The sequence below is a fragment of the Streptomyces albireticuli genome (assembly GCF_021228125.1).
Taxonomy (GTDB): domain Bacteria; phylum Actinomycetota; class Actinomycetes; order Streptomycetales; family Streptomycetaceae; genus Streptomyces; species Streptomyces albireticuli.
This window is the reverse complement of sequence record NZ_JAJQQS010000003.1, coordinates 136,178-163,085: the sequence shown is the minus strand read 5'-3', so window position 1 is coordinate 163,085 and position 26,908 is coordinate 136,178. Positions and strand designations below refer to the sequence as shown.

The 26,908-nt window shown below is 74.3% G+C and carries 24 protein-coding genes; 11 read left to right on the top strand and 13 right to left on the bottom strand.

Annotation, left to right across the window (positions count from 1 at the left end; all coding sequences use genetic code 11):
* Nucleotides 1–35: 35 nt before the first annotated feature.
* Complete coding sequence (locus tag LUZ64_RS05490) at nt 36–1,178, bottom strand: glycerate kinase (protein WP_095580203.1); 1,143 nt, start codon at nt 1,176–1,178, stop codon at nt 36–38.
* Nucleotides 1,179–1,325: 147 nt separating this feature from the next.
* Between LUZ64_RS05490 and LUZ64_RS05485 the strand changes: the two genes are divergently transcribed.
* The 4 genes from LUZ64_RS05485 to LUZ64_RS05470 all read left to right on the top strand — a co-directional run bounded on the left by LUZ64_RS05485 (nt 1,326) and on the right by LUZ64_RS05470 (nt 5,103).
* Entirely contained in the window at nt 1,326–3,023 is a 1,698-nt protein-coding gene (locus LUZ64_RS05485; protein ID WP_095580205.1) for a BCCT family transporter, read from the top strand.
* A gap of 268 nt (nt 3,024–3,291) precedes the next feature.
* Nucleotides 3,292–4,062, top strand: coding sequence for an SIR2 family NAD-dependent protein deacylase (locus LUZ64_RS05480; RefSeq protein WP_095580212.1), 771 nt, complete (start codon nt 3,292–3,294; stop codon nt 4,060–4,062).
* A gap of 160 nt (nt 4,063–4,222) precedes the next feature.
* Entirely contained in the window at nt 4,223–4,534 is a 312-nt protein-coding gene (locus LUZ64_RS05475) for a hypothetical protein (RefSeq protein ID WP_095580214.1), read from the top strand.
* Entirely contained in the window at nt 4,531–5,103 is a 573-nt protein-coding gene (locus LUZ64_RS05470; protein ID WP_095580216.1) for a hypothetical protein, read from the top strand. Before LUZ64_RS05475 ends, LUZ64_RS05470 begins: the two co-directional genes overlap by 4 nt.
* 45 nt (nt 5,104–5,148) lie before the next feature.
* Here LUZ64_RS05470 and LUZ64_RS05465 read toward each other — a convergent pair whose 3' ends face one another.
* Together LUZ64_RS05465 and LUZ64_RS05460 are read right to left on the bottom strand one after the other, a co-directional pair.
* Complete coding sequence (locus LUZ64_RS05465) at nt 5,149–5,667, bottom strand: methylated-DNA--[protein]-cysteine S-methyltransferase (protein WP_095580218.1); 519 nt, start codon at nt 5,665–5,667, stop codon at nt 5,149–5,151.
* A 70-nt stretch (nt 5,668–5,737) separates the two neighbouring features.
* Entirely contained in the window at nt 5,738–7,213 is a 1,476-nt protein-coding gene (locus LUZ64_RS05460; RefSeq protein ID WP_095580220.1) for an AlkA N-terminal domain-containing protein, read from the bottom strand.
* A gap of 552 nt (nt 7,214–7,765) precedes the next feature.
* On the opposite strand from LUZ64_RS05460, the gene LUZ64_RS05455 reads away from it, so the two are divergent.
* Together LUZ64_RS05455 and LUZ64_RS05450 are read left to right on the top strand one after the other, a co-directional pair.
* Nucleotides 7,766–7,990 (top strand): hypothetical protein, encoded by a 225-nt coding sequence (locus tag LUZ64_RS05455; protein ID WP_087925537.1) that lies wholly within the window; start codon nt 7,766–7,768, stop codon nt 7,988–7,990.
* A gap of 3 nt (nt 7,991–7,993) precedes the next feature.
* Nucleotides 7,994–8,638, top strand: coding sequence for a Clp protease N-terminal domain-containing protein (locus LUZ64_RS05450; protein WP_095583521.1), 645 nt, complete (start codon nt 7,994–7,996; stop codon nt 8,636–8,638).
* Between the two features lie 339 nt (nt 8,639–8,977).
* Here LUZ64_RS05450 and LUZ64_RS05445 read toward each other — a convergent pair whose 3' ends face one another.
* From LUZ64_RS05445 to LUZ64_RS05430, 4 genes are all read right to left on the bottom strand, one after another.
* Nucleotides 8,978–10,384, bottom strand: coding sequence for a phytoene desaturase family protein (locus LUZ64_RS05445; protein WP_095584210.1), 1,407 nt, complete (start codon nt 10,382–10,384; stop codon nt 8,978–8,980).
* Between the two features lie 37 nt (nt 10,385–10,421).
* The gene (locus LUZ64_RS05440; protein WP_095584207.1) at nt 10,422–11,249 is read right to left on the bottom strand and encodes an inositol monophosphatase family protein; all 828 of its coding nucleotides are present in this window, start codon (nt 11,247–11,249) and stop codon (nt 10,422–10,424) included.
* 118 nt (nt 11,250–11,367) lie between these two features.
* On the bottom strand, nt 11,368–13,203 hold the full coding sequence (locus tag LUZ64_RS05435) for a gamma-glutamyltransferase family protein (protein ID WP_095584208.1): 1,836 nt from the start codon (nt 13,201–13,203) through the stop codon (nt 11,368–11,370).
* Between the two features lie 5 nt (nt 13,204–13,208).
* Nucleotides 13,209–13,718, bottom strand: a complete 510-nt coding sequence (locus LUZ64_RS05430; protein ID WP_170116913.1) for a DUF3761 domain-containing protein — start codon at nt 13,716–13,718, stop codon at nt 13,209–13,211.
* 245 nt (nt 13,719–13,963) lie between these two features.
* On the opposite strand from LUZ64_RS05430, the gene lplAB reads away from it, so the two are divergent.
* Entirely contained in the window at nt 13,964–15,019 is a 1,056-nt protein-coding gene (gene lplAB, locus LUZ64_RS05425; protein ID WP_170116914.1) for a lipoate-protein ligase LplAB, read from the top strand.
* Between the two features lie 244 nt (nt 15,020–15,263).
* Here lplAB and LUZ64_RS05420 read toward each other — a convergent pair whose 3' ends face one another.
* From LUZ64_RS05420 to LUZ64_RS05405, 4 genes are all read right to left on the bottom strand, one after another.
* The gene (locus tag LUZ64_RS05420) at nt 15,264–16,265 is read right to left on the bottom strand and encodes a TIGR03842 family LLM class F420-dependent oxidoreductase (protein WP_095581085.1); all 1,002 of its coding nucleotides are present in this window, start codon (nt 16,263–16,265) and stop codon (nt 15,264–15,266) included.
* 11 nt (nt 16,266–16,276) lie between these two features.
* Nucleotides 16,277–17,677, bottom strand: a complete 1,401-nt coding sequence (gene hydA, locus LUZ64_RS05415) for a dihydropyrimidinase (RefSeq protein ID WP_095581086.1) — start codon at nt 17,675–17,677, stop codon at nt 16,277–16,279.
* Nucleotides 17,674–18,948 (bottom strand): aspartate aminotransferase family protein, encoded by a 1,275-nt coding sequence (locus LUZ64_RS05410; protein ID WP_095581094.1) that lies wholly within the window; start codon nt 18,946–18,948, stop codon nt 17,674–17,676. The genes hydA and LUZ64_RS05410 overlap by 4 nt, the downstream gene beginning before the upstream one ends.
* 71 nt (nt 18,949–19,019) lie before the next feature.
* Complete coding sequence (locus LUZ64_RS05405) at nt 19,020–19,862, bottom strand: nitrilase-related carbon-nitrogen hydrolase (RefSeq protein WP_087925547.1); 843 nt, start codon at nt 19,860–19,862, stop codon at nt 19,020–19,022.
* A 164-nt stretch (nt 19,863–20,026) separates the two neighbouring features.
* On the opposite strand from LUZ64_RS05405, the gene LUZ64_RS05400 reads away from it, so the two are divergent.
* Genes LUZ64_RS05400 through LUZ64_RS05390 form a run of 3 tightly spaced genes read left to right on the top strand, consistent with a single transcriptional unit; the run spans nt 20,027 to nt 22,544 of the window.
* A complete protein-coding gene (locus LUZ64_RS05400; protein WP_095581087.1) occupies nt 20,027–20,488 on the top strand; it encodes a MarR family winged helix-turn-helix transcriptional regulator in 462 nt (153 codons plus the stop codon).
* Between the two features lie 5 nt (nt 20,489–20,493).
* Nucleotides 20,494–21,939, top strand: a complete 1,446-nt coding sequence (locus tag LUZ64_RS05395; protein WP_232389788.1) for an MFS transporter — start codon at nt 20,494–20,496, stop codon at nt 21,937–21,939.
* A 50-nt stretch (nt 21,940–21,989) separates the two neighbouring features.
* Entirely contained in the window at nt 21,990–22,544 is a 555-nt protein-coding gene (locus LUZ64_RS05390) for an isochorismatase family protein (protein ID WP_095581088.1), read from the top strand.
* A 163-nt stretch (nt 22,545–22,707) separates the two neighbouring features.
* On the opposite strand, the gene ggt is transcribed toward LUZ64_RS05390, so the two are convergent.
* Nucleotides 22,708–24,564 carry a gamma-glutamyltransferase gene (gene ggt / locus LUZ64_RS05385; RefSeq protein WP_095581089.1) on the bottom strand — a complete coding sequence of 619 codons (1,857 nt, stop codon included), beginning with the start codon at nt 24,562–24,564 and terminating at the stop codon, nt 22,708–22,710.
* A 127-nt stretch (nt 24,565–24,691) separates the two neighbouring features.
* Entirely contained in the window at nt 24,692–25,594 is a 903-nt protein-coding gene (locus LUZ64_RS05380; protein WP_211305001.1) for an SGNH/GDSL hydrolase family protein, read from the bottom strand.
* A 252-nt stretch (nt 25,595–25,846) separates the two neighbouring features.
* Between LUZ64_RS05380 and LUZ64_RS05375 the strand changes: the two genes are divergently transcribed.
* Nucleotides 25,847–26,890, top strand: coding sequence for an IPT/TIG domain-containing protein (locus LUZ64_RS05375; RefSeq protein WP_170116732.1), 1,044 nt, complete (start codon nt 25,847–25,849; stop codon nt 26,888–26,890).
* The last annotated feature ends 18 nt before the right edge of the window (nt 26,891–26,908 follow it).

Sequence of the window (26,908 nt, the reverse complement as noted above, 5' to 3'; positions counted from 1 at the left end):
GCGGGCCCGGTGGCAGGCCGGGCAGGCCGGCCCGGCTACGGGAAGGCGGGGTCCGAGGCGTCCGTCGCGATGCGTTCCCCCAGGCGTTCCAGGAGCGGCCCCGCGTGGGCCATGCAGCGGGCCGGGTCCGGTTCCAGGTCCGTCAGGGCGTAGGCCCGGCGGAAGCCCGCCTCCCGTAGCGTCTCCTCCGGCAGGGAGACCCGGCCGCAGACCGCGATCACCGGGACGCCCCGGGCGCGGGCCGCGGCGGCCACCCCGGCGGGGGCCTTGCCGTGAAGGGTCTGGGCGTCCAGGGAGCCCTCCCCCGTGATCACGAGATCGGCCGATTCCAGGGCGGCCGGGAAGCCCAGGACGTCGAGCATCACCTCGATGCCGGGGCGGAAGGCCGCGCCGAGCCCCGCCAGGGCGCCGTAGCCGAGCCCGCCGGCGGCTCCCGCCCCCGGGGCGCCCGCGAGCGCCCCGCCGTCCAGGACGGCCGCGTAGCGGGCCAGGGCGGCGTCCAGCACCGCCACGTCGTCCGCGCTCGCGCCCTTCTGGGGCCCGTAGACCGCGGCGGCGCCGTACGGGCCCGTGAGCGGGTTGTCGACGTCGGAGGCGAGCACGAGCCGGGTGGACCGCAGCCGGGGGTCCAGCCCGGCGAGATCGGCCGTGACGAGGCCGGCCAGCGCCGCGCCGCCCGGGCCGACGGGGTCCCCGGCCGCGTCGAGGAGCCGCGCGCCCAGCGCGCTCAGCGCACCCGCGCCGCCGTCCGTCGTGGCGCTGCCGCCGACGCCGAGCACCACCGTGCGGGCGCCCGCGTCGAGCGCGGCCCGCAGCAGTTCCCCGGTGCCGTACGTCGTCGCGGTCAGCGGCGCGAGGCCGCCCCGCGCGTGGCGCAGGCCCGACGCCTCGGCCATCTCCACGACCGCGGTGCCCGCCCGGAGCGCGTACGCGGCGGTGACCGGCTCGCCCAGCGGGCCCGTCACCCGTGCCTCGCGCCGCTCGAAGCCCGCCGCGAGCGCCGCGTCCACCGTGCCGTCGCCGCCGTCGGCGACGGGGAGGGCCGTGACGTGGAGTCCGGGTCCGGCGGCGGCCCGCAGACCGGCCGTGAGGTGCGCGGCGACCCGCGCGGCCGTCAGCGAGCCCTTGAACTTGTCCGCGGCGATCAGGACCCGCCTCGCCCGCGCTGCGTCCGACAACTCGCCATCCCCTCGCTTCCGGGCCGTGCGGCTCGCACCGGCGGTCGCGCCGCAGCGACCCTACCCGGACGTGTGCGCGGTTGCCCATGCCCGTGCGCGGCGTGCCAGCCCGGCCATTCCGGCCCTTCCCGGCCATAGTGGGGCGACATGAGCACCGACGCATTCGAGTCGCCCGACCCCGCGGTCCCGGCGGGCCCGCCGCCGGACGAGCCGCCGGACATGACCCTCGTCGCGATCGGCGCGGCCGCCGTGCTGGCGGTGGTCGCCTGGGCGGCGCTGGGCAAGCACTCCTTCGACCGGGTGTCGTCGGCCGCCCTGAACTGGGTACTGTCCAACTTCGCCTGGCTGTTCGTCATCGCGGCCGACGTCTTCCTCGCCCTGTGCGTCGTCATCGCCTTCAGCCGCTTCGGCCGGATCCGGCTCGGCCGGGACGACGACCAGCCGGAGTTCAGCAACCTCGTCTGGATCGCGATGATGTTCAGCGCGGGCATGGGCATCGGCCTGATGTTCTACGGGGTGGGCGAGCCGCTCCAGCACTTCGTCGCGCCGCCCCCGGGCAGCGGCATCAGCGCGGAGACGCCGGCCGCGGCCCGTACCGCCCTGGAGTACTCGTTCTTCCACTGGACGCTGCACCCCTGGGCGATCTACGGGATGTCCGGTCTCGCGCTCGCCTACGCCGGATTCCGCAAGGGCCGCGGCAACCGGCTCAGCTCGGCGTTCGTCCCGCTGCTCGGCGAGGAGCGGGCGGACGGCTGGCCGGGCCGGGTCATCGACCTGCTGGCGGTCTTCGCGACGGTCTTCGGCACGGCCACCAGCCTGGGCCTGGGCGCGCTCCAGGTGTCGAAGGGGCTCAACATCACGACCGGTGTCAAGGACTCCACGTCCCTGGAGCTGATCATCATCGCCGCGCTGTCGGCGGCGTTCGTCCTGTCGGCCTTCTCCGGCCTGCACAAGGGCGTGAAGTGGCTCAGCACGCTCAACATCGCGCTCGCCGCCTGTCTGATGCTCTTCGTCTTCGTCCTCGGCCCGACGGTGTTCGTCCTCAACACGATCCCGGCGGCCACCGGCGGCTATCTCCACGACCTGCTGACCCTGGCGACCCGGACGGGCGCCTTCACGGACTCCGACTGGCTCGGCGCGTGGACCATCTTCTACTGGGCGTGGTGGCTGTCCTGGGCCCCCTTCGTGGGAACGTTCATCGCCCGTATCTCGCACGGCCGGACGATCCGGGAGTTCCTGGTCGGGGTGCTGCTGGTGCCGAGCGGCGCCACGGTGGTGTGGTTCTGCGTGATGGGCGGCAGCGCGCTGCGCCTCGACATGACCGGCGGTGCGGACATGGCGGGCACGGTGAAGGACGGCGCGGAGGCGTCGCTGTTCGCGCTGCTGGACACGCTGCCGCTGGGGACGCTGACCTCGTGGATCGCGATGGCGCTGGTCATGACGTACTTCATCACCAGCGCCGACTCCGCGTCCCTGGTGATGGGCTCGCTGTCCAGCCGGGGCGCGCTGCACCCGCGCACCTGGCTGGTCGTCACCTGGGGCGTGCTGATGGCGGCGGTCGCGGCGGTGCTGCTGGTGGCCGGCGGCCTGAAGTCGCTCCAGTCCGCGACGATCCTGGTGGCCCTGCCGTTCGTCCTGGTGATGCTGGCCCTGTGCTGGTCCCTGCTGAAGGAGCTCCGCGAGGACCCGGGCGCGGGGCCGGCCCGGCACCACGCGCTGCACGGTCTGCGGAGTGCGATGCGGACGATGATCGGGGAGGCGATCACGGAGCGGGGGCCGGTGCGGCATCCGCGGCTGCGGCGGGTGGCGGAGAGCGCGCGGGACCGGGAGGACGACGGCACGTAGCCGCTGCGGCGGGCTTTGTCCCCTACCCGCCCCTTCCCGTAACTGGGGGCTTCGCCCCCAGACCCTCTTCCGCGCTGAAGCGCGGTGTCCTCAAGCGCCGGACGGGCTGATTTCAGCCCGTCCGGCGTTTGAGGACCGGGGTCCGGGGCGGAGCCCCGGTTCGGGAAGGGGCGGGTAGGGGACAAAGCCCGCCGCAGGCGCCCCCGCGGTCCTCGCGCACCCGCAAATCCCCTCGCCCGTTCCGCCCCGCCCGCCTACCCTCGCCGCCATGAGCAGCAGCGAGACGACCGGGACGGCACCACAGGACGCGCGACGCCCACTGGTGGCGATCCTCAGCGGCGCCGGGATCTCCACGGATTCCGGCATCCCCGACTACCGCGGACCGAACGGCCTGTGGAGGCGCGACCCTGAGGCCGAGAAGCTCGTCACCTACGCGTACTACATGGCCGATCCGGAGATCCGGCGGCGGGCCTGGCGGATGCGGTGCGACGGGCCCGCGCTGCGCGCGCGGCCGAACGCCGCGCACGAGGCCGTGGTGCGGCTGGAGCGGTCCGGCACGCCCGTACGCGTGATCACGCAGAACGTCGACGGGCTGCACCAGCTCGCGGGCATGCCCGGGCGGAAGGTCCTCGAACTGCACGGGTCGGCGCGGTCCGTGCAGTGCACGCGCTGCAAGGCGCGGTCGGGCATGGCGGAGGCCCTGGAGCGGGTGGCCGCCGGCGATCCGGACCCGGCGTGCGAGGCGTGCGGCGGGATCCTGAAGTCCGCGACGGTGATGTTCGGCGAGGGCCTGGACCCGAGCGTGCTGGGCGAGGCCGTGGCCGTGACGAAGGCGTGCGAGGTCTTCATCGCGGTCGGCACGAGCCTGCAGGTCCACCCCGCCGCGTCGCTCGCGGGGCTGGCCGCCGACCACGGCGCCCGGCTGATCATCGTGAACGCCGAACCGACCCCCTACGACGACCGGGCGGACGAGCTGGTGCGCGAGCCGATCGGCACGGCGCTCCCGGCGCTGCTGGAGCGGATCGCGGGCGGCGCGTAGGGGCCTGGAGGCAGGCCCGAAAACGGGCCCGGAAGCAGGTCCGGAATCAGGCCCGGAAGCAGGTCCGCACTCAGGTCCGGAAGCCGGGGCACCCGGAGCGGCCGGGATGCCCGTCAAGAAAAAGTTGACAAACGATCGGCGTCAAGGAAATCTTGACGTCATGATCGCTTCGCCGCGGCCGACGGCCGCCCGTAAGACCTCCCTCGTCACGTCCGTCATCGGCATGCTGCCCCTGGCGGTCGCCCTGAACGCCATGGTGGCCACGCTCGCCGACGACCTCGACGACGCGGCCTTCTTCGCCCTGCTGGCCTCCGACCTCATCCTGATCGTCGCCATCAGCCTCCTCGGCCTGGCACTGAAGGTGGAGGCCGTCTCCGACGCGACGGAGGCCGAGCGCGCGGAGCGGGACCGGCTGACGCTGGACGAGCTGGAGCCGCTGCGTGCCGAGGGCCCGGCCGGTGAGGGCCGATGAGCGAGGGGGAGCTGCTCGGCCCCGAGGAGGCCGCGCGCATCCGGGAGGCCATCGCGGCCGCCGTCCTCGGCGCGCCGGACGGGCTGGCCGAATCGCTGGAGCACGACCCGGAGGGCTATCTCCGCCTGGTCGCCGCCACCCGGGCGGGTGCCGAGGAGACCAGCCGGCTGCTGCGCGAGGCGGTGCAGGGGGCACGCGCCGCGGGGCACAGCTGGGACACCGTGGGCCGCGTCCTGGGTGTGAGCCGGCAGGCCGCCCAGCAGCGGTTCGCCGGCAAGGGGCCCGGCCCGGACACCTCCGGAGCGGCGGAGCGCCGGGTGCTGACGCCGCTGACGGCGTTCGACGAGATGCAGGCGCTGGCCGAGGCCGGCCGGGACGGCTGGCAGCTGGTCGACTACGGCCCGCTGTTCCATGTGGTGGAGCGTTCCGACCACCCCTGGGAGCACCGCCGGGTGCCGTTCGCCGTGGGTGGCCGGCACCGCAGGATGGAGAGCGAGGGGTGGACGCAGGTCGGCTCCGGGTCGTTCCCGTGGCGGTATTACAAGCGCCCGTCGAAGCGGGTGGCCTGAGGGCCGGGGTCACGGGTCCTCGGGGCAGGGGCCCATGGACCCGGCTCAGAACAGCTCGGCCTGCTCCGGGGCCGCCACACCGCGCTCGAAGGCGAGCAGCCTGCGCTTGCGGTCCAGCCCGCCGCCGTAGCCGGTGAGGCCGCCGCCGGCGCCGATGACGCGATGGCAGGGCACGATGATGCTGACGGGGTTCTTGCCGTTCGCCAGGCCCACGGCGCGGGAGGCGCCCGGCGCCCCGATCCGGTCGGCGAGTTCGCCGTAGGAGACGGTCGCGCCGTACGGGATCTCCTGGAGGCCGGCCCAGACGCGGCGCTGGAAAGGCGTGCCGTCCAGGCGCAGCGGAAGGTCGAAACGGGTCGATCCGCCGCCGAAGTAGGCCGCGAGCTGGCGCAGCACCTCGGGGAACGGGGTGTCGTCGCGCGGCCCGAAGGTCTCCTCGGCCGGGCGGTGGCGCTGATCTGTCATATAGAGGCCGCTGAGGACGCCGTCGGTCGCGACGAGCGTGAGGGGGCCGTAGGGACTGTCGATGACGGTGTGGACACGGGATGCCGTCGTGTCGGACATCGGGGTCGATCCTCTCTGTGGGGCGGGTCGAGGTGGGACGGGTCGAGGTGGGGCGGGTCGAGGCGGCCGGTCAGTGGGCCGGCATGTGGTTGACGGCGTGGTCGTCCGCGGCCCAGAGGTACTGGACGGCGTAGGAACGCCAGGGCCGCCAGGCGGTGGCGTGCCGGGTCAGCGCGCCGGGCGTCGAGGGCAGGCCGCGGGCGGCGGCGGCCCGCCGGACGCCGAGGTCCGTGGGGACGAAGGCGTCGGGGTCGCCGAGGGCCCGCATGGCGATGATCCCGGTGGTCCAGGGGCCCATGCCGGGGAGCTCGGCGAGCCGGGCGCGGGCCTCGGCCCGGTCGCTGCCGACGCCGAGGTCGAGCTCGCCGGTGGCGAGGGCGCGCACCAGGCGGACGACGGTGGCGCGGCGCCCGGCGGGCATGGCGAGGGCGGCGGGGTCGAGGCCGGACAGTTCCTCCGCCGTGGGGAAGAGATGGGTGAGCGTGCCGCCCAGGGGGTCGCGTACGGGCTGTCCGTGCGCGGTGACGAGCCGGGCGGCCAGGGTCCGGGCCGCGGCGGTGGAGACCTGCTGGCCGAGCACGGCCCGTACGGCGAACTCCGCCGGGTCGACGGTGCGCGGCACCCGCCGGCCGGGGGCCTCGGCGACGAGCGGCGCCAGCCGTTCGTCCGTGCCGAGGAGTTCGTCGACGGCCTCGGGGTCGGCGTCGAGGTCGAGGAGGCTCCGGCAGCGGCTGATGGCGCCCGCGAGGTCGCGCTGGTCGGTGAGGGCGAGGCGGCAGGCGATGTGGTCGGGGCGGGGCGCCAGGGCGACGGCCCCGTGCCCGTACGGCAGGCGCAGGGTGCGGCGGTACGCGCCGTCGCGCCACTCCTCCACGCCGGGGACGGCCGTGGCGGCGAGGTGGCCGAAGAGGTTGTCCGGGCACAGCGGCGCCCGGAAGGGCAGGCGGAGGGTGAGCACGCCGGGCGCGGCGGGGGCGCGGCCGTGGGCGGCGCGGGCGCGGAGCTCGGTCGGGGTGAGGGCGAAGACCTCGCGGACCGTCTCGTTGAAGGCCCGGATGGAGGAGAAGCCGGCCGCGAAGGCGGCGTCGGCCATGGGCAGGTCGCTGGTCTCGATGAGGAGGCGGGCGGTCCGGGCGCGCTGGGCGCGGGCGAGGGCGAGCGGACCCGCGCCGAGTTCGGCGCGCAGCTGCCGCTCGATCTGGCGGGTGCTGTAACCGAGACGGGCGGCGAGTCCGGGGACGCCTTCGCGGTCGACGGTGCCGTCACCGATGAGCCGCATGGCGCGGGCGACGAGGTCGGCCCGCTCGTTCCACTGCGGCGAGCCGGGGCTGGCGTCGGGCCGGCAGCGCTTGCAGGCCCGGAATCCGGCCTGCTGGGCGGCGGCCGCGCTGGGATAGAAGGACATGTTCCGGTCCTTCGGCGGCACGGCCGGGCAGCTCGGACGGCAATAGATGCGGGTGGTGAGGACGGCCGTGAAGAACCACCCGTCGAAGCGGGCGTCCCGGGAACGCACGGCCCTGACGCAGCGGTCGAAGTCGGTGTACATGGGGCGGGGCGTGGCGGGCGCGGCCGGTGCGACGGACCGGCCGCCGGGAGGGGAGGTACGGGGATGAGCGGAGGTGGCGGGCGCGGCGGCATCGAGCGCGCGGGCGGGGTCCACCGCGCGGGGAGCCGTGCCGGGGCCGGGGCGGGGCGTACGGGCACGGCCGGAGGTAGCGGACACGGCCGCGGCACCGGGCGTACGGACGGGGTCCACCGCGCGGGGAGCCGCCCCGGGGCCGGAGCGGGGCGTATGGGCACGGCCGGAAGTAGCGGACACGGCCGCGGCACCGGGCGTACGGACGGACCCCGGCATCGCCGGTACGGCCGACCCCGCGCCGGGACCGGACGTACAGGCACCACCGGAGGCGGCGGGCGCGGCCGCGGCGCCGGGCGTGGCGGGCAGCGCTGAGGTGGCTGACATGACTCCAGGATCGGCCGTACGGGCGCTCCTGGCTCGCGGAATTCCGACACACACCTCCGACGGCCACGGATTCCCCCGTCCACCTCGTCAATCCTGATTGACATCACCCCTGCCGTCATCCTAGGTTGACGCACCATGGCCGGAACGGATGCGAACGACGCGGTCGCCACCACCGAGGCCGCCATGAACAGCGATCCCCGCGTCGGGCTCCGCGCCGTCGCCGCACTGCGGCGGCTCGTGGAGCGCCTGGAGGTGCTCCAGGTCGACAGTGCCCGGCGGCAGGGCTGGTCCTGGGAAGAGATCGGGGCCGCGCTCGGCGTCAGCAGGCAGGCCGCCCACAAGAAGCACTCCAGGAGGTAAGGAATGTTCGAACGGTTCACGCTGAACGCGCGGATAGCGGTAGTCCGGTCGCAGCAGGAGGCCCGCGAGCTGGGGCACCCGTGGATCGGCAGCGAGCACCTGATGCTCGGGCTCCTCGCGGAGAAGGAGGTGCCGATCCTCGCGCTGGCCCGCCTCGGCGTCACATACGAGGCCTACCGGCCGGCGGTGCTCGCCGCGGCGGACGGCGGCCTCGGGCTGGCCGAGGAGGACCGGGAGGCCCTGACCGGCGCGGGCATCGACCTGGCCGCCGTGCGCGAGCACTTCCTGCGGACCCAGGCGCCCGCGTCCCCCGCACCGGCCCCGGAGCCGGAGCCCGCGCGCCGGTGGCTGCCGTTCGGGCGCCGCAAGGCCGCCGCGCCGGCCCCGAGCCCGGCGCCCGCGTCGATCGTGGTCCCCGGCCTCGCGCCGGACGCCCACCTCCCCTTCACCCCGCACGGCCAGCGGGCGCTGGACAGCGCGTCCAAGGTGATGCTGGCCCAGGCCGACGACCGCATCACGCTCGCGCACGTCGTACTGGGCCTCCTCACCCCCGCCGACGAGCTGCTCTCGCGGAGCCTCCAGCGGGTGGGGACGGACATCGAGCCGGTCCGGGCGGCGGTCCTCGCCGACCTGGGTCAGGTGGCCTAAGGCCCGTTGCGGGAGGGGATCCCGGCCGTGGAGGATCGCCCTCGTGGGGGCGGGTGTGAATGTGTGCCGGTACCGGGTGAGGGGGTAAGGGGGTGCGGTTCGCCTGCGGCGGGCCTTTTCCCCTACCCGCCCCTTCCCAGAACCGGGGGCAAGCCCCCGGGCCCCCTTTCCGCGCTACCGCGCGGTGTCCTCAAGCGCCGGACGGGCTGGATTTTCCAGCCCGTCCGGCGTTTGAGGACCGGGGTTCGGGGCGGAGCCCCGGTTCGGGAAGGGGCGGGGTGGGGAAAAGGCCCGCCGCAGGCGAACCGCACCGGCACCGCACCCGCACACCACCCCGCCCTACCCCCGGCACAGCCACCGCCAAACCGCCCGCGCCGCATGCCGCCCGCACATCCCGTGCACCCCCGGCCCCGGCGGCGTCGCCGACGAGCACAGGAACACCGTCGGACGCGCCGTCGCGTACGGCACCCGCGCCAACCGCGGCCGGATCACCAGCCGCAGCCCCGCCGTCGAGCCCGTGTTGATGTCCCCGCCCACATAGTTCGCGTTGCGGGCCGCCAGCTCCGGCGGCCCCGCCGTGGCGCGGGCCAGGACCAGATCGCGGAAACCGGGGGCGAACCGCTCGATCTGACGCTCGATCACCTCGGTGGCATCGCCCTCCCAGCCGTGCGGCACATGGCCGTAGACCCAGAAGGTGTGTTTGCCCTCCGGCGCGCGGGTGGGGTCGATGAGACTGGGCTGCGCGGTGATAAGGAAGGGGACCTCGGGGTCACGGCCGCCCAGAGCCGCGCCGAGGGCGGCGTCGATCTCCCCGTACGTCGGGCCGACATGGACGGTGCCGGCCCGGCGAGCCTGCTCCGAGGTCCAGGGCACGGGCCCGGCCAGCGCGTAATCGATCTTGAAGACGCTGGGGCCGTAGCGGAAGCGGCGGTACGCGCCGCCGAGCCCCGCGATCCGGGCGAGGGCCGTGGGCGAGGTGTCGAAGACGTAGGCGCGGGCGGGCGGCAGGTCGTCCAGACGCTTGACCTCGAAGCAGGTGTGGACGGTGCCGCCTTCCTCGCGCAGGTACGAGGCGAGGGCGTCGGCCACCGCCTGGGCGCCGCCGCGCGGCACCGGCCAGCCGCCCGCGTGCGCGGCGAGCGCGAAGAGCAGGGCCATGCCACCGGTGCCGACGCCGGTGAGCGGCCCGATGCCGTGCGCGGCGAGGCCCGCGAACATCGCGCGCGCCTTGGGATCGCGGAAGCGGCGGGTCAGCAGCGCCGCGGGCTGCGCCGCGGAGAGCCCGAAGCGGGCGTACAGCACCGGATCGGCCGGCAGGCCGGCCCAGGCCGGGCGCAGGAAGTCGGTCGCCACCGTCTCCCAGCGGCCGTGGAAGGGCGCGACCAGGCGGCGGTACGCCCCGGCGTCGCGCGGGCCGAGGGAGAGCGCCGTCTCCCCCACTCCCCGGGCGAGGACCGCGGCCGTACCGTCGGGGAAGGGGTGGGCCATGGGCAGCCCGGGATGCAGCCAGCGCAGGCCGTGGCGGGCCAGGGGCATCCCCGTGAAGGCGGGCGAGCCGGCGCCGAGCGGGTGCACGGCGGAGCACGGGTCATGACGGAAACCGGGGAGCGTGAGCTCCTCGGTCCGCGCCCCGCCGCCGACGGCCTCCGCGGCCTCGAACACCTCGACGGACAGACCACGGCGGGCCAGCTCCACCGCGGCGGTCAGACCGTTCGGGCCGGCGCCTACGACGACCACGTCGAGCATGGTGGACACCGGCACACTCCCCTCGTCCCCGGCGGGGTCAGCCGGCGGACGCCAGCAGGCCCAGGATATGCCGGAGCGTCAGCTCGTCCCGGGCAGCGGCGAAGGGCAGGGCGTTGCCCCCGGCGATCCGGAACGGCTCGCCCGCGACCGTGGCGCTCGCCCCGCCCGCCTCGGCGACCAGCAGCAGTCCGGCGGCGTGGTCCCACGCGTTCTCCCAGGAGAACGCGAGACCGGCGAGGGTGCCGCGGGCCACGTTCAGATACTCCAGGCCGGCGGAGCCGCAGGGGCGCGGGGCGATGCCTTCCGTGCTCAGGGCGTCCAGGACGCGCTTCTGCTCGTCGCTGGTGAAGTCGTAGTGCGATATGGCGATTTCCAGGGGCGCGCCGGGCTCGGGCGCGCCGGCGCGCAGCCGCTCGCCGCCCAGCCACGCTCCACCGCCGCGGCGGGCCGTCGCCATCAGGTCCAGGGCGGGGGCGTACGTCCAGGAGGCGAGGAGCTCGCCGCGGTGGGCCAGGCAGACCAGGGTCGCGAAGCCGGGGTCGCCGTGGACGAACTGCCGGGTGCCGTCGACGGGGTCGACGATCCACACCGGGTCGTCGCCGCGCAGGGCGCCGAGCACGCCCGGGTCGGCGTGCACGGCCTCCTCGCCCACCACGACCGAGCCGGGCAGCAGCGTCGTGAGGGAGGCCGTCAGGTGCTCCTCGGCGAGCCGGTCGGCGACGGTCACCAGGTCGTGCGGGCCGTTCTTCTCGACGATCTCGTGCGCGGCGAGCTGCCGGAAACGCGGCATGATCTCGGCGGCGGCCGCCTTGCGGACCGCTTCCTCGACGTCGTTGAGTCCACCTGCGAGAAATTCATCGATCATACGTCCATCGAACCACGCCCCACCGACAATCGGGGGCGCGGCGATGGCCTCACCGTGTCCCGGAGGTGAACGGCTCGCCCCGCACGCCGCGAGGCTCCCTCGTCCTCCCCGGTGCTCGTCAGCGCCCCACCGCGTAGCCCTGCATCCCCCGGGGGTTGGCGGCGGCCGACAGGACGCCGGTCTCCGGGTCGCGCGCCACCACGCACAGCCGCCCCTCCGACCACGGCGGCCCCACGGTCACGTCATGCCCCCTGCGCCGCAGCTCCGCGACGGCCGCCTCGCCGACCCGGGCCTCGACCGTCACGGCGCCCGGGCGCATGGCACGCGGGTGGAAGGAGCTGGGGAAGGACTCCTGGTGCCAGTTGGGCGCGTCGACGGCGCCCTGGAGGTCGAGGCCGCCGCGCACGGGTGGGCGCAGGGCGGCGGCCAGGAAGAAGTGCAGCTGCCACTGGTCCTGCTGGTCGCCGCCCGGGGTGCCGAAGGCGAGGACGGGCTCGCCGTCGCGCAGGGCCAGGGACGGGGTGAGGGTCGTGCGCGGCCTGCGGCCGGGGGTGAGCGAATTGGGCAGGCCGTCCTCCAGCCAGGCCATCTGGAGGCGGGTGCCGAGGGGGAATCCGAGCTCCGGGGCGACGGGGTTGGACTGGAGCCAGCCGCCGCTGGGCGTCGCGGAGATCATGTTGCCCCAGCGGTCGACGACGTCGAGGTGGCAGGTGTCGCCGCGGGTGGCGCCCTCGGCGGTGACGGTCGGCTCGCCCGCGCCCGGGGAGGCGGGCGCCGCCGGGTCCGTCGCGGCCTCGGTGACGTACCGGGGCAGCCGGGGCGTACGGCCGTCGGGGCTGCCGGGGCGCAGGGCGTGGGAGGCGGTGTCGCCTATCAGGGCGCGGCGCGCGGCGTTGTACTCGGGTGAGAGCAGGGCGCGCAGGGGGACGCCGGGCTCTCCGTACGCGGCCTCCTCGCCCGCCGTCTCCTTGTGCGCGGCGTCGCCGTACCAGGCCTCGCGGTCGGCCATGGCGAGCTTGCCACCCTCGATGAGGGTGTGGAGGTAGCCGGGGCTGCCGTACTCCAGGGCGTCGGGGTGCTCCGGGAGCAGGGCGAGCTGCTGGAGCAGGACCGGGCCCTGGGACCAGGGGCCGGGTTTGCAGACGGTCCAGCCGTGCCAGTCGTGGGTGACGGGCTCCTCGTAACCGGCGCGGAAGCCGGCGAGGTCGTCGCCGGTGAGGGTGCCGGTGTGGCGGGCGCCGGAGGTGTCCAGGGTGGGACGGGCGGCGGCGCGCAGGAGGGCGTCGGCGATGAAACCCTCGCGCCAGACGCGGCGGGCGGCGTCGATGCGCCGCTCGCGGCTGCCGCCGGCGGCGTCGGCCTCGGTCAGCAGACGCCGCCAGGTGGCCGCGAGCGCGGGGTTGCGGAAGAGCCTGCCGGGCGTGGGCGGGCGGCCGCCGGGTAGGTACAGGGCGGCGGAGTCCGGCCACTCGGTGGTGAACAGTTCGCGCACGGTGCGCACGGTCGTGCCGATGTCGGGGACGGGCGCGTGGCCGTGCTCGGCGTAGCCGATGGCGTAGGAGAGGACGTCCGCGAGCGTCCGGGTGCCGTGGTCGCGCAGCAGGAGCAGCCAGGCGTCGAAGGCGCCGGGCACCGGGGCGGCGAGGGGCCCGGTGCCGGGGACGAGGGTGAGGCCGAGCGAGGTGTAGTGCGCGATGCTCGCCCCGGCGGGTGCGGGCCCCTGGCCGCACAGGACGCGCACCGGGCCGCCGGCGGGCGCCAGGATCGCGGGCGCCTCGCCGGCCGGTCCGTTCATGTGTGGTTCGACCACGTGCAGGACGAAGCCCGCGGCGACGGCGGCGTCGAAGGCGTTGCCGCCGCTCTCCAGGACGGCCATGGCCGACTGCGAGGCGAGCCAGTGGGTGGAGGCCACCATGCCGAAGGTGCCCTGGAGAGTGGGCCGCGTCGTGAACATGGCCTCTAGGAAGGCAGATCCTTCAACCACTGCGCAACACCGCCGTGGTGGGAGCAGGTGCCCCTGCGGTGCGCGGAGTAGGAGTACGAGCCGTCGTTGCAGACCGCGGAGGCGCCGGCGTGGGATCCGCCGGTGGAGGACGAGCCGGCCGACGTCGAACCCGAGGACGACGAGCCCCCGCCCGACGTGGAGCCGGAACCGGAGCCCGCGCCGGAGCCCGTGGCGCCGCCGTCGGAGGCGGGCACCTCCGCCTTGGGGGCGGGGGCGGGTACGTCCGGCGTCGTGGCCGGCGTGGGTGACGCGCTGCTCGACGAAGGGGACGGGGACTCCGTCGGGGTGGACTCCGGCTCGGGCGAAGCGGAGGGTTCGGCCGGGGCCGAGGAGACGGACGCCGAGGGCTTGTCACCGGCCGGTGTGTCGGCGTCGTCGCAGGCCGCGGCGCCGAAGCCGAGGGTCAGCGCGGCGAGCAGGGCCACGCCGGCCCGTCTCGCCTTGTGCGAGGTATATGCGTTCATGTTCGGGGTCCCCCCTGGAACAACGACTGCGCGAAACGTTTCCGCGCATGGCTCCGCACCCGGTCGCGAACCGGCGCCCGGCGGGCCGGGGGCGCGGGAGTGGGGGGAAAGTGACGCCTGTGATACCTGTGGGGTACACAGAGTGTATGCGGACCACCCGCGACGGGAACCCGGAACCACGGAGTTACCGTTGGTTCCGCTGTCGGCCGGGTGGCCGGCCGGAGAACCAGCGGGAGGTCGCAGCCGTGCACGGCGAGTACAAAGTTCCGGGCGGCAAGCTCGTCGTCGTGGACCTGGAGGTCGAGGACGGGCTGCTGCGCGACGTCCGGGTGGCCGGGGACTTCTTCCTCGAACCCGACGAGGCGCTCCTGGACATCAACCGCGCCCTGGAGGGCGCGCCCGCCGACACCCTCGCGCCGCAGCTCGCCGCGCGGATCGACGCCGCCCTGCCCGAGGGCACGGTGATGTTCGGCTTCAGCTCCGAGGCCGTGGGCGTCGCGGTCCGCCGGGCGCTGGCGCACGCCACCGACTGGACCGACTTCGAGTGGCAACTCGTCCACGACGGCCCGCAGCCGCCCGCGCTGCACATGGCCCTGGACGAGGTGCTGACGGCCGAGGTCGCGGCCGGGCGGCGGCCCCCGACCCTGCGGGTGTGGGAGTGGGGCGCTCCGGCGGTCATCATCGGCAGCTTCCAGTCGCTGCGCAACGAGGTCGACCCCGAGGGCGCGGCCCGCCACGGAATGACCGTCGTCCGCCGGATCAGCGGTGGCGGCGCCATGTTCGTCGAGCCGGGCAACACCATCACCTACTCCCTGTGCGTGCCCGACTCGCTCGTCCAGGGGCTGTCCTTCGCCGACAGTTACGCCTATCTGGACGACTGGGTGCTGGGCGCGCTGGAGAGCATGGGCGTCAAGGCGTGGTACCAGCCGCTCAACGACATCGCCACCGACTCCGGAAAGATCGCGGGCGCGGCCCAGAAGCGGCTGGTGGGCCCGGCCGGCGCGGTGCTGCACCACGTGACGATGGCGTACGACATCGACGCGGACAAGATGCTCGACGTGCTGCGCATCGGCAAGGAGAAGCTGTCCGACAAGGGCACGAAGAGCGCCAAGAAGCGGGTGGACCCGCTGCGCCGTCAGACGGGCCTGCCACGGGCGGCGGTGATCGAGAAGATGATCGAGTCCTTCCGGGGGCGGTACGGGCTGGCGGAGGGCTCGGTCACCCCCGAGGAGATGGCACGGGCACAGGAGCTGGCCGCGACGAAGTTCTCCTCGGAGGAGTGGACCGCGCGGGTGCCGTGACGGGGGCGGGCGGCCTTTTCCCCACCCCGCCCCTTCCCGAACCGGGGCCGGCGCCCCGGACCCCCTTTCCGCGCTGACGCGCGGTGTCCTCAAACGCCGGACGGGCTGAAAGACAGCCCGTCCGGGGGCACCTCCCAGCGGTAGCTGGGGGAGCTTGAGGACCGGGGTTCGGGGCGGAGCCCCGTTCGGGAAGGGGCGGGATGGGGAAAAGGCCCGCCGCAGGCGCACCGCCCGCCCCTGCCCGTCACCCACCCAGCACCGGCACCAGCTCCCGCCCGTACGCGTCGATCGTGGCCTCCTTGGCGTCATGCATCGCATACACCGCGAACTGATCCACCCCCATCCCCCGCAGCTCCTCCAACCGCTCCCGATGCGCCTCCACCGGCCCCAGCAGGCAGAAGCGGTCGACGATCTCGTCGGGGACGAAGTCCGTGGAGGGGTTCCCGGCGCGGCCGTGGTGGCTGTAGTCGTAGCCCTGGCGCTGCTCGATATAGGCCGTGAGGGCCTCCGGCACCAGGCCGGAGTGGGCGCCGTAGCGCTGGACCAGGTCGGCGACGTGGTTGCCGACCATGCCGCCGAACCAGCGGCACTGCTCGCGGGCGTGGTCGAGGTCGTCGCCCACATAGGCGGGGGCGGCGACGCAGACGGTGAGGGCGTCGGGGTCGCGGCCCGCCTCGGCGGCGGCGGTGCGGACGGCCTTGACCATCCACTCGGTCAGGAAGGGGTCGGCGAGCTGGAGGATGAAGCCGTCGGCCTCCTGGCCGGCGAGGGCGAGGGCCTTGGGGCCGTAGGCGGCCATCCAGACGGGCAGCTTGCCGTCCTTCACCCAGGGCAGCTTGAGGGTGGTGCCGCCGACGTCGGCCTCACGGCCTTCCGCGAGGTCGCGGATGACGCGCATGGCGTCGCGCAGGGTGGCGAGGGTGTTGGGCTTGCGGCCGGCCACCCGCATCGCCGAGTCGCCGCGGCCGATGCCGCACACCGTGCGGTTGCCGTACATGTCGTTGAGCGTGGCGAAGGTGGAGGCCGTGACCTCGGGGGTACGGGTGGTGGGGTTGGTGACCATCGGGCCGACGATGATCCGCTCGGTGTGATCGAGGATCCGGCTGTGGATGACGAAGGGCTCCTGCCAGAGGACGGCGGAGTCGAACGTCCAGCCGTAGCGGAAGCCGGCGCCCTCGGCACGGCGCATCAGGTCCACCACGGCGGTGGCGGGCGGGTCGGTCTGGAGGACGAGGCCGAAGTCCACGGTGGTGCTCCTTACGCGAGGTACTGACAGGTGGCGCGGGGTACGTAACGGCCGTGACCGGCCCGGCCGGTGTACCGGCGCCGGTCGATGACGATCTCGCCCCGGGAGAGGACGGTCTCGACCCGGCCGGTGATCTCCTTGCCCTCGTACGCCGAGTAGTCGACGTTCATGTGGTGGGTCGTGGCGGAGAGGGTCTGCCGGGCGTGCGGGTCGTAGAGGACGATGTCGGCGTCGGCTCCGGGGGCGAGGGTGCCCTTGCGCGGGGCGAGGCCGAACATCCGGGCTGGGGCGGCGCAGGCGATCTCGATCCAGCGGCGGCGGGAGATGTGGCCGTCGACGACGGCCTGGTGGAGGAGGTCCATGCGGTTCTCCACGCCGGGCAGGCCGTTGGGGATCTTCGAGAAGTCGCCGCGGCCCAGCTCCTTCTGCCCGGAGAAGCAGAAGGGGCAGTGGTCGGTGGAGACGACCTGAAGGTCGTCGGTGCGCAGGGCCCGCCAGAGGGCGGCCTGGTGCTCACGGGGCCGCAGCGGCGTGGAGCAGACGTACTTCGCGCCCTCGAAGCCGGGCTCGGCGAGATTGTCGGTGGACAGGAAGAGGTACTGCGGGCAGGTCTCGCCGAAGACCGGGAGGCCCTTGTCGCGGGCCTGGGCCAGCTCGGCGACGGCCTCCTCGGCCGAGACGTGCACGACGTAGAGCGGGCTGCCTGCGACGCGGGCCAGGGCGATGGCGCGATGGGTGGCCTCCGCCTCCAGCAGGGCCTTGCGGACCTCTCCGTGGTAGCGGGGATCGGTGCGCCCGGCGGCCAGGGCCTGTTCGACCAGGACGTCGATGGCGATGCCGTTCTCGGCGTGCATCATGATCAGGCCGCCGTTGCCGGCGGCGCGCTGCATGGCCCGCAGGATCTGCCCGTCGTCGCTGTAGAAGACGCCGGGGTAGGCCATGAACAGCTTGAAGGAGGTGACGCCCTCCCCCACCAGCAGGTCCATCTCCTTGAGCGAGCTCTCCCGCACATCGGAGAGGATCATGTGGAAGGCGTAGTCGACGGCGCAGGTGCCCTCGGCCTTGGCGTGCCAGGTGTCGAGCCCCTCGCGCAGGGAGGCGCCGCGGGACTGGACCGCGAAGTCGACGACGGTGGTGGTGCCGCCCCAGGCCGCGGCGCGGGTGCCCGTCTCGAAGGTGTCGGAGGAGGCGGTGCCGCCGAAGGGGAAGTCGAAGTGGGTGTGGGCGTCGACGCCGCCGGGGACGACGTATTTCCCGGTGGCGTCCAGGGTGCGGTCGACGGTCCAGCTCCGCGCGAAGGCGCTGTCGGGGGTGGCGAGCGCGGCGATCCGCTCGCCCTCGACCAGGACGTCCGCCGGGATCTCCTCGGTGGCGGTGATGACGAGGCCGCCGCGAATGGCCGTGGTGGTCATGCCCGTTCCTCTCCGGCGAGGGCGGTGTGCGTGCGGTGCAGGGCGGTTTCGAGGACGGCCGCGCCCTCCTCGGCCTCGGCGACGGTGAGGGACAGGGGCGGGGCGATCCGCAGGGTGCCGGCCTCGCGGCCGCCCTTGCCGATCAGCAGCCCGCCCTCCCGGGCGTGTTCGAGGGTGAGGGCGGCCGCCTCGGGCCAGGGGGAGCCGTCGGGTCCGGCCAGCTCGAGGCCGATCATCAGGCCCCGGCCGCGCACCTCGCGGACGAGGGGCAGGCCGGCGGCGACGGCGCGGAGCCGCTCGACAAGGAGGCCGCCGACACGGCGGGCGTTGCCCTGGAGGTCGTGTTCCAGGAGGTGGGTGAGGTTGGCGAGCCCGGCGGCCATGGTGACGGGGCTGCCGCCGAAGGTGGAGATGGAGTTGGCGCCCAGGGAGTTCATCACCTCGGCGCGGGCGACGACGCCGCCGATCGACATGCCGTTCCCGATGCCCTTGGCGAAGGTGAGCAGGTCGGGCGGGCCGCTCGCGGCGTGGGCCTGCCAGCCCCAGAAGTGGTCGCCGGTGCGGCCCCAGCCGGTCTGCACCTCGTCGGAGATCCAGAGGATGCCGCGCCGCGCGAGGACCTCGCGGAAGGCGGCGTAGAGCCCGTCGGGCGGTGAGGTGAACCCGCCGACGCCCTGGACGGGTTCGGCGATGAGCGCGGCGACGTTGCCGTGCGCCTGGCCGAGGACGTCCTCCAGGTCGGCGACGCACGCGGCGGTGAACTCCGCGTCGGACAGGGCGGCGTAGGGGCCACGGGTGCGGACGGCGCCGTGGACGTAGAGGGTCTGGAGCGGGGAGAGGCTGGTGGGTGACCAGGCGGAGTTGCCCGTGACGCCGATCGCGGAGAAGGAGCGGCCGTGGTAGCTGTTGCGCATCGCCAGGATCTGGTTGGAGCGGCGGTGGGCGGTGGCGAGCAGCAGGGCCGCGTCGGTGGCCTCGGTGCCGGAGGTGGTGAAGAAGACGCGGGCGTCCGGGATGCCGGAGAGTGCGGCGATCCGCTCGGCGAGCTCCACCATGTGCCGGTCGAGGTAGAGGGTGGAGGTGTGCAGGATGCGCGCGGCCTGCTCGGCGACGGCCTTGGTGACCTCGGGGAGGGCGTGGGCGGTCATAGTGGTGAGGATGCCGCCGAAGAAGTCCAGGTAGCGGCGGCCGGAGGAGTCCCAGACGTGCCGGCCCTCGCCGTGGGTGAGCTCCAGGGGCTCGCGGTAGTAGAGCGAGAGCCAGTCGGGCATGACGGCGCGGTGCCGGGCGTGGAGGTGCGTCGCGGGGGTGCCGCCGGACGGTGGCGGCTCGCTCCCGGGGCTCACGGCCGGACCAGCCCCTCGTACGCGTCCGGCCTGCGGTCGCGGTAGAACGCCCACTGCTGCCGGACCTCGTCGATGAGGCCGAGGTCGAGGTCGCGGACGAGCAGTTCCTCCTTGGTGTCGCTCGCGGTGCCGTCGACGAACTGCCCGCGCGGGTCCACGAAGTAGGACGTGCCGTAGAAGTCGTTGTCGCCGTACTCCTCCTGGCCCACGCGGTTGATCGCGGCGACGAAGTATTCGTTGGCGACGGCGGCCGCGGGCTGCTCCAGCTTCCAGAGGTAGGCGGAGAGGCCGCGCGAGGTGGCGGAGGGGTTGTAGACGATCTGGGCGCCGTTCAGGCCGAGTTGGCGCCAGCCTTCGGGGAAGTGGCGGTCGTAGCAGATGTAGACGCCGACCTTGCCCACGGCCGTGTCGAAGACGGGCCAGCCGAGATTGCCGGGCTTGAAGTAGTACTTCTCCCAGAAGCCCTTGACCTGGGGGATGTGGTGCTTGCGGTATTTGCCGAGATAGCTGCCGTCGGCGTCGATGACGGCGGCTGTGTTGTAGTAGAAACCGGAGCCCTCGACCTCGAAGACGGGCACGACGATCACCATGCCCGTCTCGCGGGCCAGGTCCCGCATCCGCCGGACCGTGGGGCCGTCGGGGACGGGCTCGGCCCAGCGGTAGTGCTCGCTCTCCTGCACCTGGCAGAAGTAGGGGGCGTTGAAGACTTCCTGGAAGCCGATCACCTTCGCGCCCTGCGCGGCGGCCGCGCGGGCGTGCTCCTCATGCTTGGCGATCATCGACTCGGTGTCACCCGTCCAGGTCGCCTGAACCAGTGCGGCGCGAACGACATTGGCCATGAGCTGCTCCTTCGCCGGGGCGTCAGCCAGGCTGACACGCGTAGATCCACGTGTGGTTGCGACCGTATGACCCGGCACGCCGTGCGGCAAGACCATCACCCGGCCTGTGGATAACCAGACAGGAAAACTTGCAAGTTTCTCTGTCTTTCTTCTACGGTGGAGGCATGCCCGAGAAGGAACAGGAACCCGAGAAGGACCAGGAGAAGGACCGGGAGCGCCTCGCCGCCGATCTGGCCGCCACGGCCTCCCAGCTCATGCGGCGCCTGCGCGCCGCCTCGCCGCAGGGCTCGCTCACCCCGTCCCAGCGCGCCGTCCTCAGCCGGCTGGGCACCGAGGGGCCGGCCACCACCGCCGACCTCGCCCGCGCCGAGCTCGTCCGCCCGCAGTCCATGCGGGTGATCCTCGGTGTGCTGGACGACCTGGGCCTGGTCGCCCGCGCCCCGCACCCCACCGACGGCCGCCAGGTGCTGTTCTCGCTCACCCCGGCCGGTGAGGACGCCCTCGCCTCCGTGCGCCGCTCCAAGCACGGCTGGCTCACCGACGCCCTCGACCGGCGGCTCGACGCCGGCGAACGGCACCGGCTCGCCGAGGCCCTGGAGCTGCTCCGGAAACTCACCGAGGAGTGACGGACATGACCGGAGCGACGGAACCTCCCCCGGCCGCGACGCCCCCGCTCACCCGCACGGGTGAGCGCCCCGGCACCGCCGGTCCGGGCTTCGGCGGCCGCCTGATGGCACCGCTCCTGCTCGGCTCGGCCCTCAACCCCCTCAACTCCACGGCCATCGCCACCGGCCTGGTCACCATCGGCCACGCCTTCGGCACCGGAGCCGCCGGCACCGCCTGGCTCGTCTCCGCCCTCTACGTGGCCAGCGCCGTCGGCCAGCCCGCCATGGGACGGCTGGCCGACACGCTCGGCCCCCGCCGCGTCTTCCTCGCCGGGCTCGCGCTCGTCTGCGCCGCGGGTCTCCTGGGCACCCTGGCCCCCGCCTTCGGCTGGCTGATCGCCGCCCGCGCCCTGCTGGGCCTCGGCACCTCCGCCGCCTACCCGTCCGCCATGGCGATGCTGCGCGCGGAGGCCGCGCGCACCGGCCGCGAGGCGCCGCGTCCGGTGCTCGGCAGGCTGTCCCTCGCCTCGCTGGGCAGCGCGGCCGTCGGCCCCGCGCTCGGCGGGCTCCTCACCGCCACCACGGGCTGGCGCGGCATCTTCGCCTTCAACGTCCCGCTGGCGCTCGCCGGGATCGTCCTCGCCCTGCGGTGGCTGCCCGCCGACCCCGTACGCCAAGTCGGCGATCGAGCGCAGAGGGAACGTTTCGCCGACCCGCTCGGCCTCGTCCTCTTCTCCGTCGCGCTCGTCGCGACCGCCCTCTTCCTGACGGACCTCTCGCATCCCCGCTGGGCACTGCTGCCGCCGGTCGCGGTGGTGGCGGCCGCACTCGTCCGGTGGGAGTCGCGCCGTCCACGCCCCTTCCTCGACCTGCGGTCGCTGCGCGGCAACCGGGCCCTCGCCCGCACCTACCTCCGCCACGGCCTCGCCTACCTCACGATCTACTGCGTGCTCTACGGCTTCACCCAGTGGCTGGAGGACGCGCACGGCTACTCCGCCCTCCACGTCGGACTGATCATGCTGCCGATGTCCGCTGCCGCCGCCCTCTTCTCCCTGCTCGGCGCCCGGACGAAGGGCCTCCGGGCCCCGCTCGTCACCGCGGCCGCCCTGCTCACCGCGGGCGGCGCCGCCCTGCTGTTCACCACCGGCACCACCCCGCTCACCGTACTGCTGATCGTCGCGGTGCTCTTCGGCATCCCGCAGGGCCTCACCTCGACCGGCAACCAGGCCGCCGTCTACGCCCAGGCCCCGGCCGACGGCGTCGGCGCGGCGGCCGGTCTCCAGCGCACCTCCCAGTACCTCGGCGCGATGATCGCCGCCGGACTCATCGGCCTCTGCTACGGGCCCGCCGCCACCGACCGGGGCCTGCGGGAGCTCGCCACGGCCGGCGTGGCGCTGGGCCTGCTGCTGCTCGTCCTCACCGCCACGGACCGCGCGCTGCGGGCCCGTACGCGCGGCCCGTCCCGGCCCTGAACCGGACCGGCTCCCCCGACCCGTCCCTGGAACGACCCGAGGAGAACCCCATGCCCGCCACCACCCTCGACGAGCGGACCGCGCTCGTCCTCATCGACCTCCAGAAGGGCATCGTCGCCCTGCCCACCGCCCACCCCGCCGAGGAGGTCGTCGCGCGCGGCGCCCGCCTGGCGGCCGCCTTCCGCGAGCACGGGCTGCCCGTCGTCCTGGTACGGGTCGTCGGCGCCGCCCCCGGCCGCGCCGAGGCACCCCTGCGGGGCGGGAAGCCCCCGGCCGGCTTCGCCGACCTGGTGCCCGAACTCGACCGCCAGGACGGCGACATCGTCGTCACCAAGCACACCTGGGGCGCCTTCCACGCCACCGACCTGGACCTCCAGCTGCGCCGCCGGGGCGTGACCCAGATCGTCCTGGCGGGCATCGCCACGGGCGCCGGGGTGGAGTCCACGGCGCGGGCGGCGCACGAGCACGGGTATCACGTGACGGTCGTGACGGACGCGATGACGGACACGGACGCGGAGGCGCACCGGATCGCCGTGGAACGGGTGTTCCCCCGGCTCGCGGAGACCGGCACGACGGACGAGGTGATCGCACTGCTGAGCCGGTGACCGGGGGACGCCCCGGTGCCGGGCGGGCCGGATCCCCGGCCCGCCCGGCGCCGCCTCCCGCACCACCCGCCGCGAAACCCGAACCGGGCCCCGTCTCGATACTCCCGGGTGGGTGACGGGCGTTCTCGGCGCGCCCTGTCACACCCGGGCGCGCCTCGGTACCTCAACGCGTCGGCGGCCGCCCGCTCGGACGTACCACCATCGCCGAGCCGCCACCGCGCCGCGACTTCTCCGCCGCGGCGACCCACCGTCCGTCGGGCAGCCGCTGCACCCCGGTCGCCGCGCCGATCTCGCGGTTCTCCTTGAAGACATGCCCGAGCGCCTCCAGCTTCCCGCGCAACGGGCTGTTCCACAGGGCCGGTTCCAGCTCGGTCGCCGCGGCGTTGCGCTGGCTGGCACGCGGGGCGGCGATCGCCTCGACGAGCGGCATGCCACGGTCGACGTGGTTGAGCAGGGTCTGGAGCACGGTGGTGATGATCGTGGCGCCGCCGGGCGAGCCGAGCGCGAAGGCGGGCCGGCCGTGGTCGAGGACGATCGTCGGCGACATCGACGAGCGCGGCCGCTTGCCCGGACCGGGCAGGTTGGGGTCGTGAACGCCGGGGGTCACCGGCACGAAGTTGAAGTCGGTCAGCTCGTTGTTGAGCAGGAAACCGCGCCCGGGAACGGTGATTCCGCTGCCACCGGTCTGCTCGATGGTGAGGGTGTAGGCGACGACGTCGCCCCACTTGTCGGCGACCGTCAGGTGGGTGGTGTTCTCTCCCTCGTACGCGGTGGGGGCGGGCTTGCCGCGCTTGTCGCAGGGCACCGGGTGGCGCGGGTCGCCGGGGGCCAGCGGGCTGGTGAGGGCGGTGGTGTCCTTGATCAGGCAGGCGCGCGCGTCGGCGAACCGCTGGGAGGTGAGCGCCGCGGTCGGCACGTTCTCGTGGGCGGCGTCGCCGACCCAGCGGTTGCGGTCGGCGAAGGCGATGCGGGACGCCTCGATGTAGCGGTGCAGGTAGGTCTTCTCGCTCAGCTTGCCGAGGTCGCCGCGCTCCAGGATGTTGACGGCCTCGGCGACCGAGGTGCCGCCCGATGAGGAGGGGGCCATGCCGTAGAGGTCCAGGCCGCGGTAGGACGTACGGGTCGGGGCCTGGGCCTTCGCCCGGTACGCGCGCAGGTCGCGCTCCGTCAGGTCGCCGGGGCGGGCCACCCTGCCGGAGCCGGGGGCGACGGGCGGCTTGCGTACGGTCCGTACGATGTCGCGTCCGATGTCGCCCTGGTAGAACGCGCCGACGCCGCTCCTGCCGAGCCGCTCGTAGGTGCGGGCCAGGTCGGGGTTCTTCAGGGTGCTGCCGACGGCCGGGGGTCTGCCGCCCGGCAGGTAGAGCGCGGCGGTCGCGGGGAAGTCCTTGAAGCGGGACTGGTTGTCGGCCGTCTGCTGCCGGAAGGTCTCGTCGACGGTGAAGCCCGAGCGGGCCAGGCGCTCGGCGGGCTTCAGGACCTGGGCGAGGGACCGGGTGCCCCAGGCGCGCAGGGCGCTGTCCCAGGTGGCCGGGGTGCCGGGGGTGCCGACGGCGAGTCCGCTGGTGACGGCCTCGGCGGGCGGCAGGGGCTTGCCGTTCTCCAGGAAGAGGTCCTTGCCGGCGCTGAGCGGGGCGCGTTCCCGGCCGTCGATGGTCGAGACGCGGTGCCGCTTCGCGTCGTAGTGGACGAAGTAGCCGCCGCCGCCGACGCCCGCCGAGTACGGCTCGGTGACGCCGAGCGCGGCGGCGGTGGCGACGGCGGCGTCCACGGCGTTGCCGCCCTTGCGCAGCACCTCGATGCCGGCGGCCGAGGCGTCGGGGTCGACGCTGGCGACCGCGCCCCCGTGGCCCACGGCGACGGGGGACTTGGCGGGTGCTGCGGCGGCCGGACCGCCCGTGGCGTCCGGGCCGCCGCCGGTGGCGGCGGCGGCCGGGACGACGCCCAGCCCGACGACCAGGGTGGCCGTCGCGGCGAGCACGGGCAGACGTCGGTCGGATTTCGTTCTCGCGGGAGCCATCCCTACCTCCATGCGGGCGAGCGGGGCCCGGAGCCTACTCGGCGCCCGAGGGGGAGGACAGGGTGCCGCGCGAACGGCTCCGTGACTTGAGCTCACCGGCCGTGCGCGGGGCGGCCGGGCGGGTGACTCAGCGCTTGTGGCCGAGGGCGCCGAGCACCGCGGTCGCCATGGCGGACTCGCCCTTGGCATTGGGGTGGAAGGGGGCGGCCGGGTTCTCGGGCTGCGCCCCCTCGATCCAGCGGTCGGCGGTGGGCTTGCACACGTCGTGGCCGACGGTCGGGGCGTAGGTGTCGGCGTAGCGGACGCCGGCCTTGCGGGCCTGCTCCTTGAGCATGGTGTTGAGGTGCTTCTCGGTGTCGCGCAGGTACGGGACGTCACCGGCGGCGATCGGCACGGCGGGGAAGCAGCCGACACCGTTGTCCGGCATGATCGCCGGGTAGCCGACCAGGACGACGCGGGCGTACGGGGCGCGCGCGTGCACGTCCTTCAGCACCTTGGCGATCTTGGGCGCGGTGTCGGCGATGCGCTTGGTGAGCTCGTCGCTCCCGCCGGCGGTGAACTTCTTGCGGCAGGGGTCGCCGGCCGGGTCGGTGGCGGACAGCTGGGCGCAGGTGCCGATGATGTCGCCGAAGCCGATGTCGTTGCCGCCGATGCCGACGGTGACCAGGCGGGTGCTCCGGCCGAGGGTGTTGAGCTGGGGCGGGTTGTCGCCCTGGGCGCGCCACATGTCGTCGGTCTTGGCGCCGCTGCAGCTGACGTCCTTGAACGAGCCGATGCCCAGGGCCTTGGCGGTGAGCGCGGGGTAGTTGACGCTGGAGCGGGCGCAGTCGCCGCCGCTCTGCTCGGGGACACCGGGAGCGGAGGTGTAGGAGTCGCCGAGGGCGACGTAGCGCTGCCCCGTGGTGGGCGTCCCTTCCTGCGCCTGGGCGGCCGTCGCGGGGGCGGCGACCGCGGCCGCCAGGGCCGTGGCCGCGCCGAGCACCGCCAGGGCCTTTCCGTACTGCCCGCCGCGTCCGTTCACCTGTGCCACTGATTCCTCCGTTGGTCGTGCGTGTCGTGCGTGTCGTGCGTGTGCCGTGGGCGGGCGGGCCCGCGCGTCGGCGCGCCCCGTGGCCCACGTGCTTCCGCGCGGTCGTCCGCGCGGTGCCGTCCACCCGTGCTGACCGGCGGACGACGCGTCGCAAGACTCGCCGCGTCGTGACCGTCTGTCAATGTGACTGGTGACAGCCGTTGTGACGCCGGCGGCGTAACGGACTCCGGCGGCCGGACGATGACACGTCACATGAGGATTCGATTAGCGGCATCCTGTGCGACGGCGGCCCTGGCCCTGTTCGCGCTCGTCACGGCGCCGTCCGCCACCGCGGCGCCCACCGACCCGACGGATCTCTCGGTGTCCCAGGCCGGCAACTATCCGACGGAGTCGAACCGTGACGGCTCGTTCTCGGTCACCTGGAGATCGGAGGGCGCCCAGGACATCACGGGGCTGACCCGGCTCACGGTCGAACTGCCGCCCGGGATCACCACGCAGGGCGCCCTGATGTACTCGACGCCCTACGACTACACGTTCACCGAGACGGTCTCGCCGGACGGCCGCCGCCTCACGGCCTGGTACTACGGCACGATGGTGCCGGGCCGCAGCCACTTCATGAAGGTGAAGGTCACCGCCGCCGGCACCGGCAAGCCGTCCGGGGAGATCAGGGCGACCGTCGCCAACGTCAGCGACCTCGACACGCGGAACAACGTCTCGACCGTCACGCTCGGCGGCTCCGGGGGGTCGCCGGCGATCCCACCGGAGCCGGTGGTGACCGGGATGGACACCCGGACCGGCCCGGGCACCGGCGGCACGGTCGTGACGATCACGGGCCGGAACCTCGACGACGGGTTCGTGGACTTCGGCCACGACAAGGCGACGGGCTCCTGCACCAGCACCGGCTGCGTGGTGACCACACCGCCCGGCTGGGGCGTCACCCCGGTGGACGTCGCCACGCCGGGCGGCGGCGCCTCCGCCGGGGACTTCACCTACGGCGAGCCGGAACCGACGCCCCCGCCGGAGCCCGAGCTCAGCCGGCTGTCCACGCGCGGCGGGCCGGCGGCGGGCGGGACGGGCCTCCAGGTCGCCGGGAAACACCTCGACCGCGGCGTCCTGATGGTCGGCGGCAAGCCCGCCGCGCACAGTTCGTGCGGCCCGGAGTTCTGCACCGGGCAGTCCCCCGCGGGCACCGGCACCGTCGACGTGACCGTGGACGCGCCGGGAGGTGAGAGCGCGCCCGGCCCCTCCCTCACCTTCACCTACGATCCGGCACCCGGCCCGACACCCGCCCACTAATTTGGAGTCCCAAAATCC

Bases quoted from the DNA above. Each gene is read 5' to 3' on its own strand.
- LUZ64_RS05485 (WP_095580205.1), top strand. From the start codon at position 1,326: ATGAGCACCGACGCATTCGAGTCGCCCGACCCCGCGGTCCCGGCGGGC.
- LUZ64_RS05480 (WP_095580212.1), top strand. From the start codon at position 3,292: ATGAGCAGCAGCGAGACGACCGGGACGGCACCACAGGACGCGCGACGC.
- LUZ64_RS05475 (WP_095580214.1), top strand. From the start codon at position 4,223: ATGATCGCTTCGCCGCGGCCGACGGCCGCCCGTAAGACCTCCCTCGTC.
- LUZ64_RS05470 (WP_095580216.1), top strand. From the start codon at position 4,531: ATGAGCGAGGGGGAGCTGCTCGGCCCCGAGGAGGCCGCGCGCATCCGG.
- LUZ64_RS05465 (WP_095580218.1), bottom strand. From the start codon at position 5,667: ATGTCCGACACGACGGCATCCCGTGTCCACACCGTCATCGACAGTCCC.
- LUZ64_RS05460 (WP_095580220.1), bottom strand. From the start codon at position 7,213: ATGTACACCGACTTCGACCGCTGCGTCAGGGCCGTGCGTTCCCGGGAC.
- LUZ64_RS05455 (WP_087925537.1), top strand. From the start codon at position 7,766: ATGGCCGGAACGGATGCGAACGACGCGGTCGCCACCACCGAGGCCGCC.
- LUZ64_RS05450 (WP_095583521.1), top strand. From the start codon at position 7,994: ATGTTCGAACGGTTCACGCTGAACGCGCGGATAGCGGTAGTCCGGTCG.
- LUZ64_RS05445 (WP_095584210.1), bottom strand. From the start codon at position 10,384: ATGCTCGACGTGGTCGTCGTAGGCGCCGGCCCGAACGGTCTGACCGCC.
- LUZ64_RS05440 (WP_095584207.1), bottom strand. From the start codon at position 11,249: ATGATCGATGAATTTCTCGCAGGTGGACTCAACGACGTCGAGGAAGCG.
- LUZ64_RS05435 (WP_095584208.1), bottom strand. From the start codon at position 13,203: ATGTTCACGACGCGGCCCACTCTCCAGGGCACCTTCGGCATGGTGGCC.
- LUZ64_RS05430 (WP_170116913.1), bottom strand. From the start codon at position 13,718: ATGAACGCATATACCTCGCACAAGGCGAGACGGGCCGGCGTGGCCCTG.
- hydA (WP_095581086.1), bottom strand. From the start codon at position 17,677: ATGACCACCACGGCCATTCGCGGCGGCCTCGTCATCACCGCCACCGAG.
- LUZ64_RS05410 (WP_095581094.1), bottom strand. From the start codon at position 18,948: ATGCCCGACTGGCTCTCGCTCTACTACCGCGAGCCCCTGGAGCTCACC.
- LUZ64_RS05405 (WP_087925547.1), bottom strand. From the start codon at position 19,862: ATGGCCAATGTCGTTCGCGCCGCACTGGTTCAGGCGACCTGGACGGGT.
- LUZ64_RS05400 (WP_095581087.1), top strand. From the start codon at position 20,027: ATGCCCGAGAAGGAACAGGAACCCGAGAAGGACCAGGAGAAGGACCGG.
- LUZ64_RS05395 (WP_232389788.1), top strand. From the start codon at position 20,494: ATGACCGGAGCGACGGAACCTCCCCCGGCCGCGACGCCCCCGCTCACC.
- LUZ64_RS05390 (WP_095581088.1), top strand. From the start codon at position 21,990: ATGCCCGCCACCACCCTCGACGAGCGGACCGCGCTCGTCCTCATCGAC.
- ggt (WP_095581089.1), bottom strand. From the start codon at position 24,564: ATGGCTCCCGCGAGAACGAAATCCGACCGACGTCTGCCCGTGCTCGCC.
- LUZ64_RS05375 (WP_170116732.1), top strand. From the start codon at position 25,847: ATGAGGATTCGATTAGCGGCATCCTGTGCGACGGCGGCCCTGGCCCTG.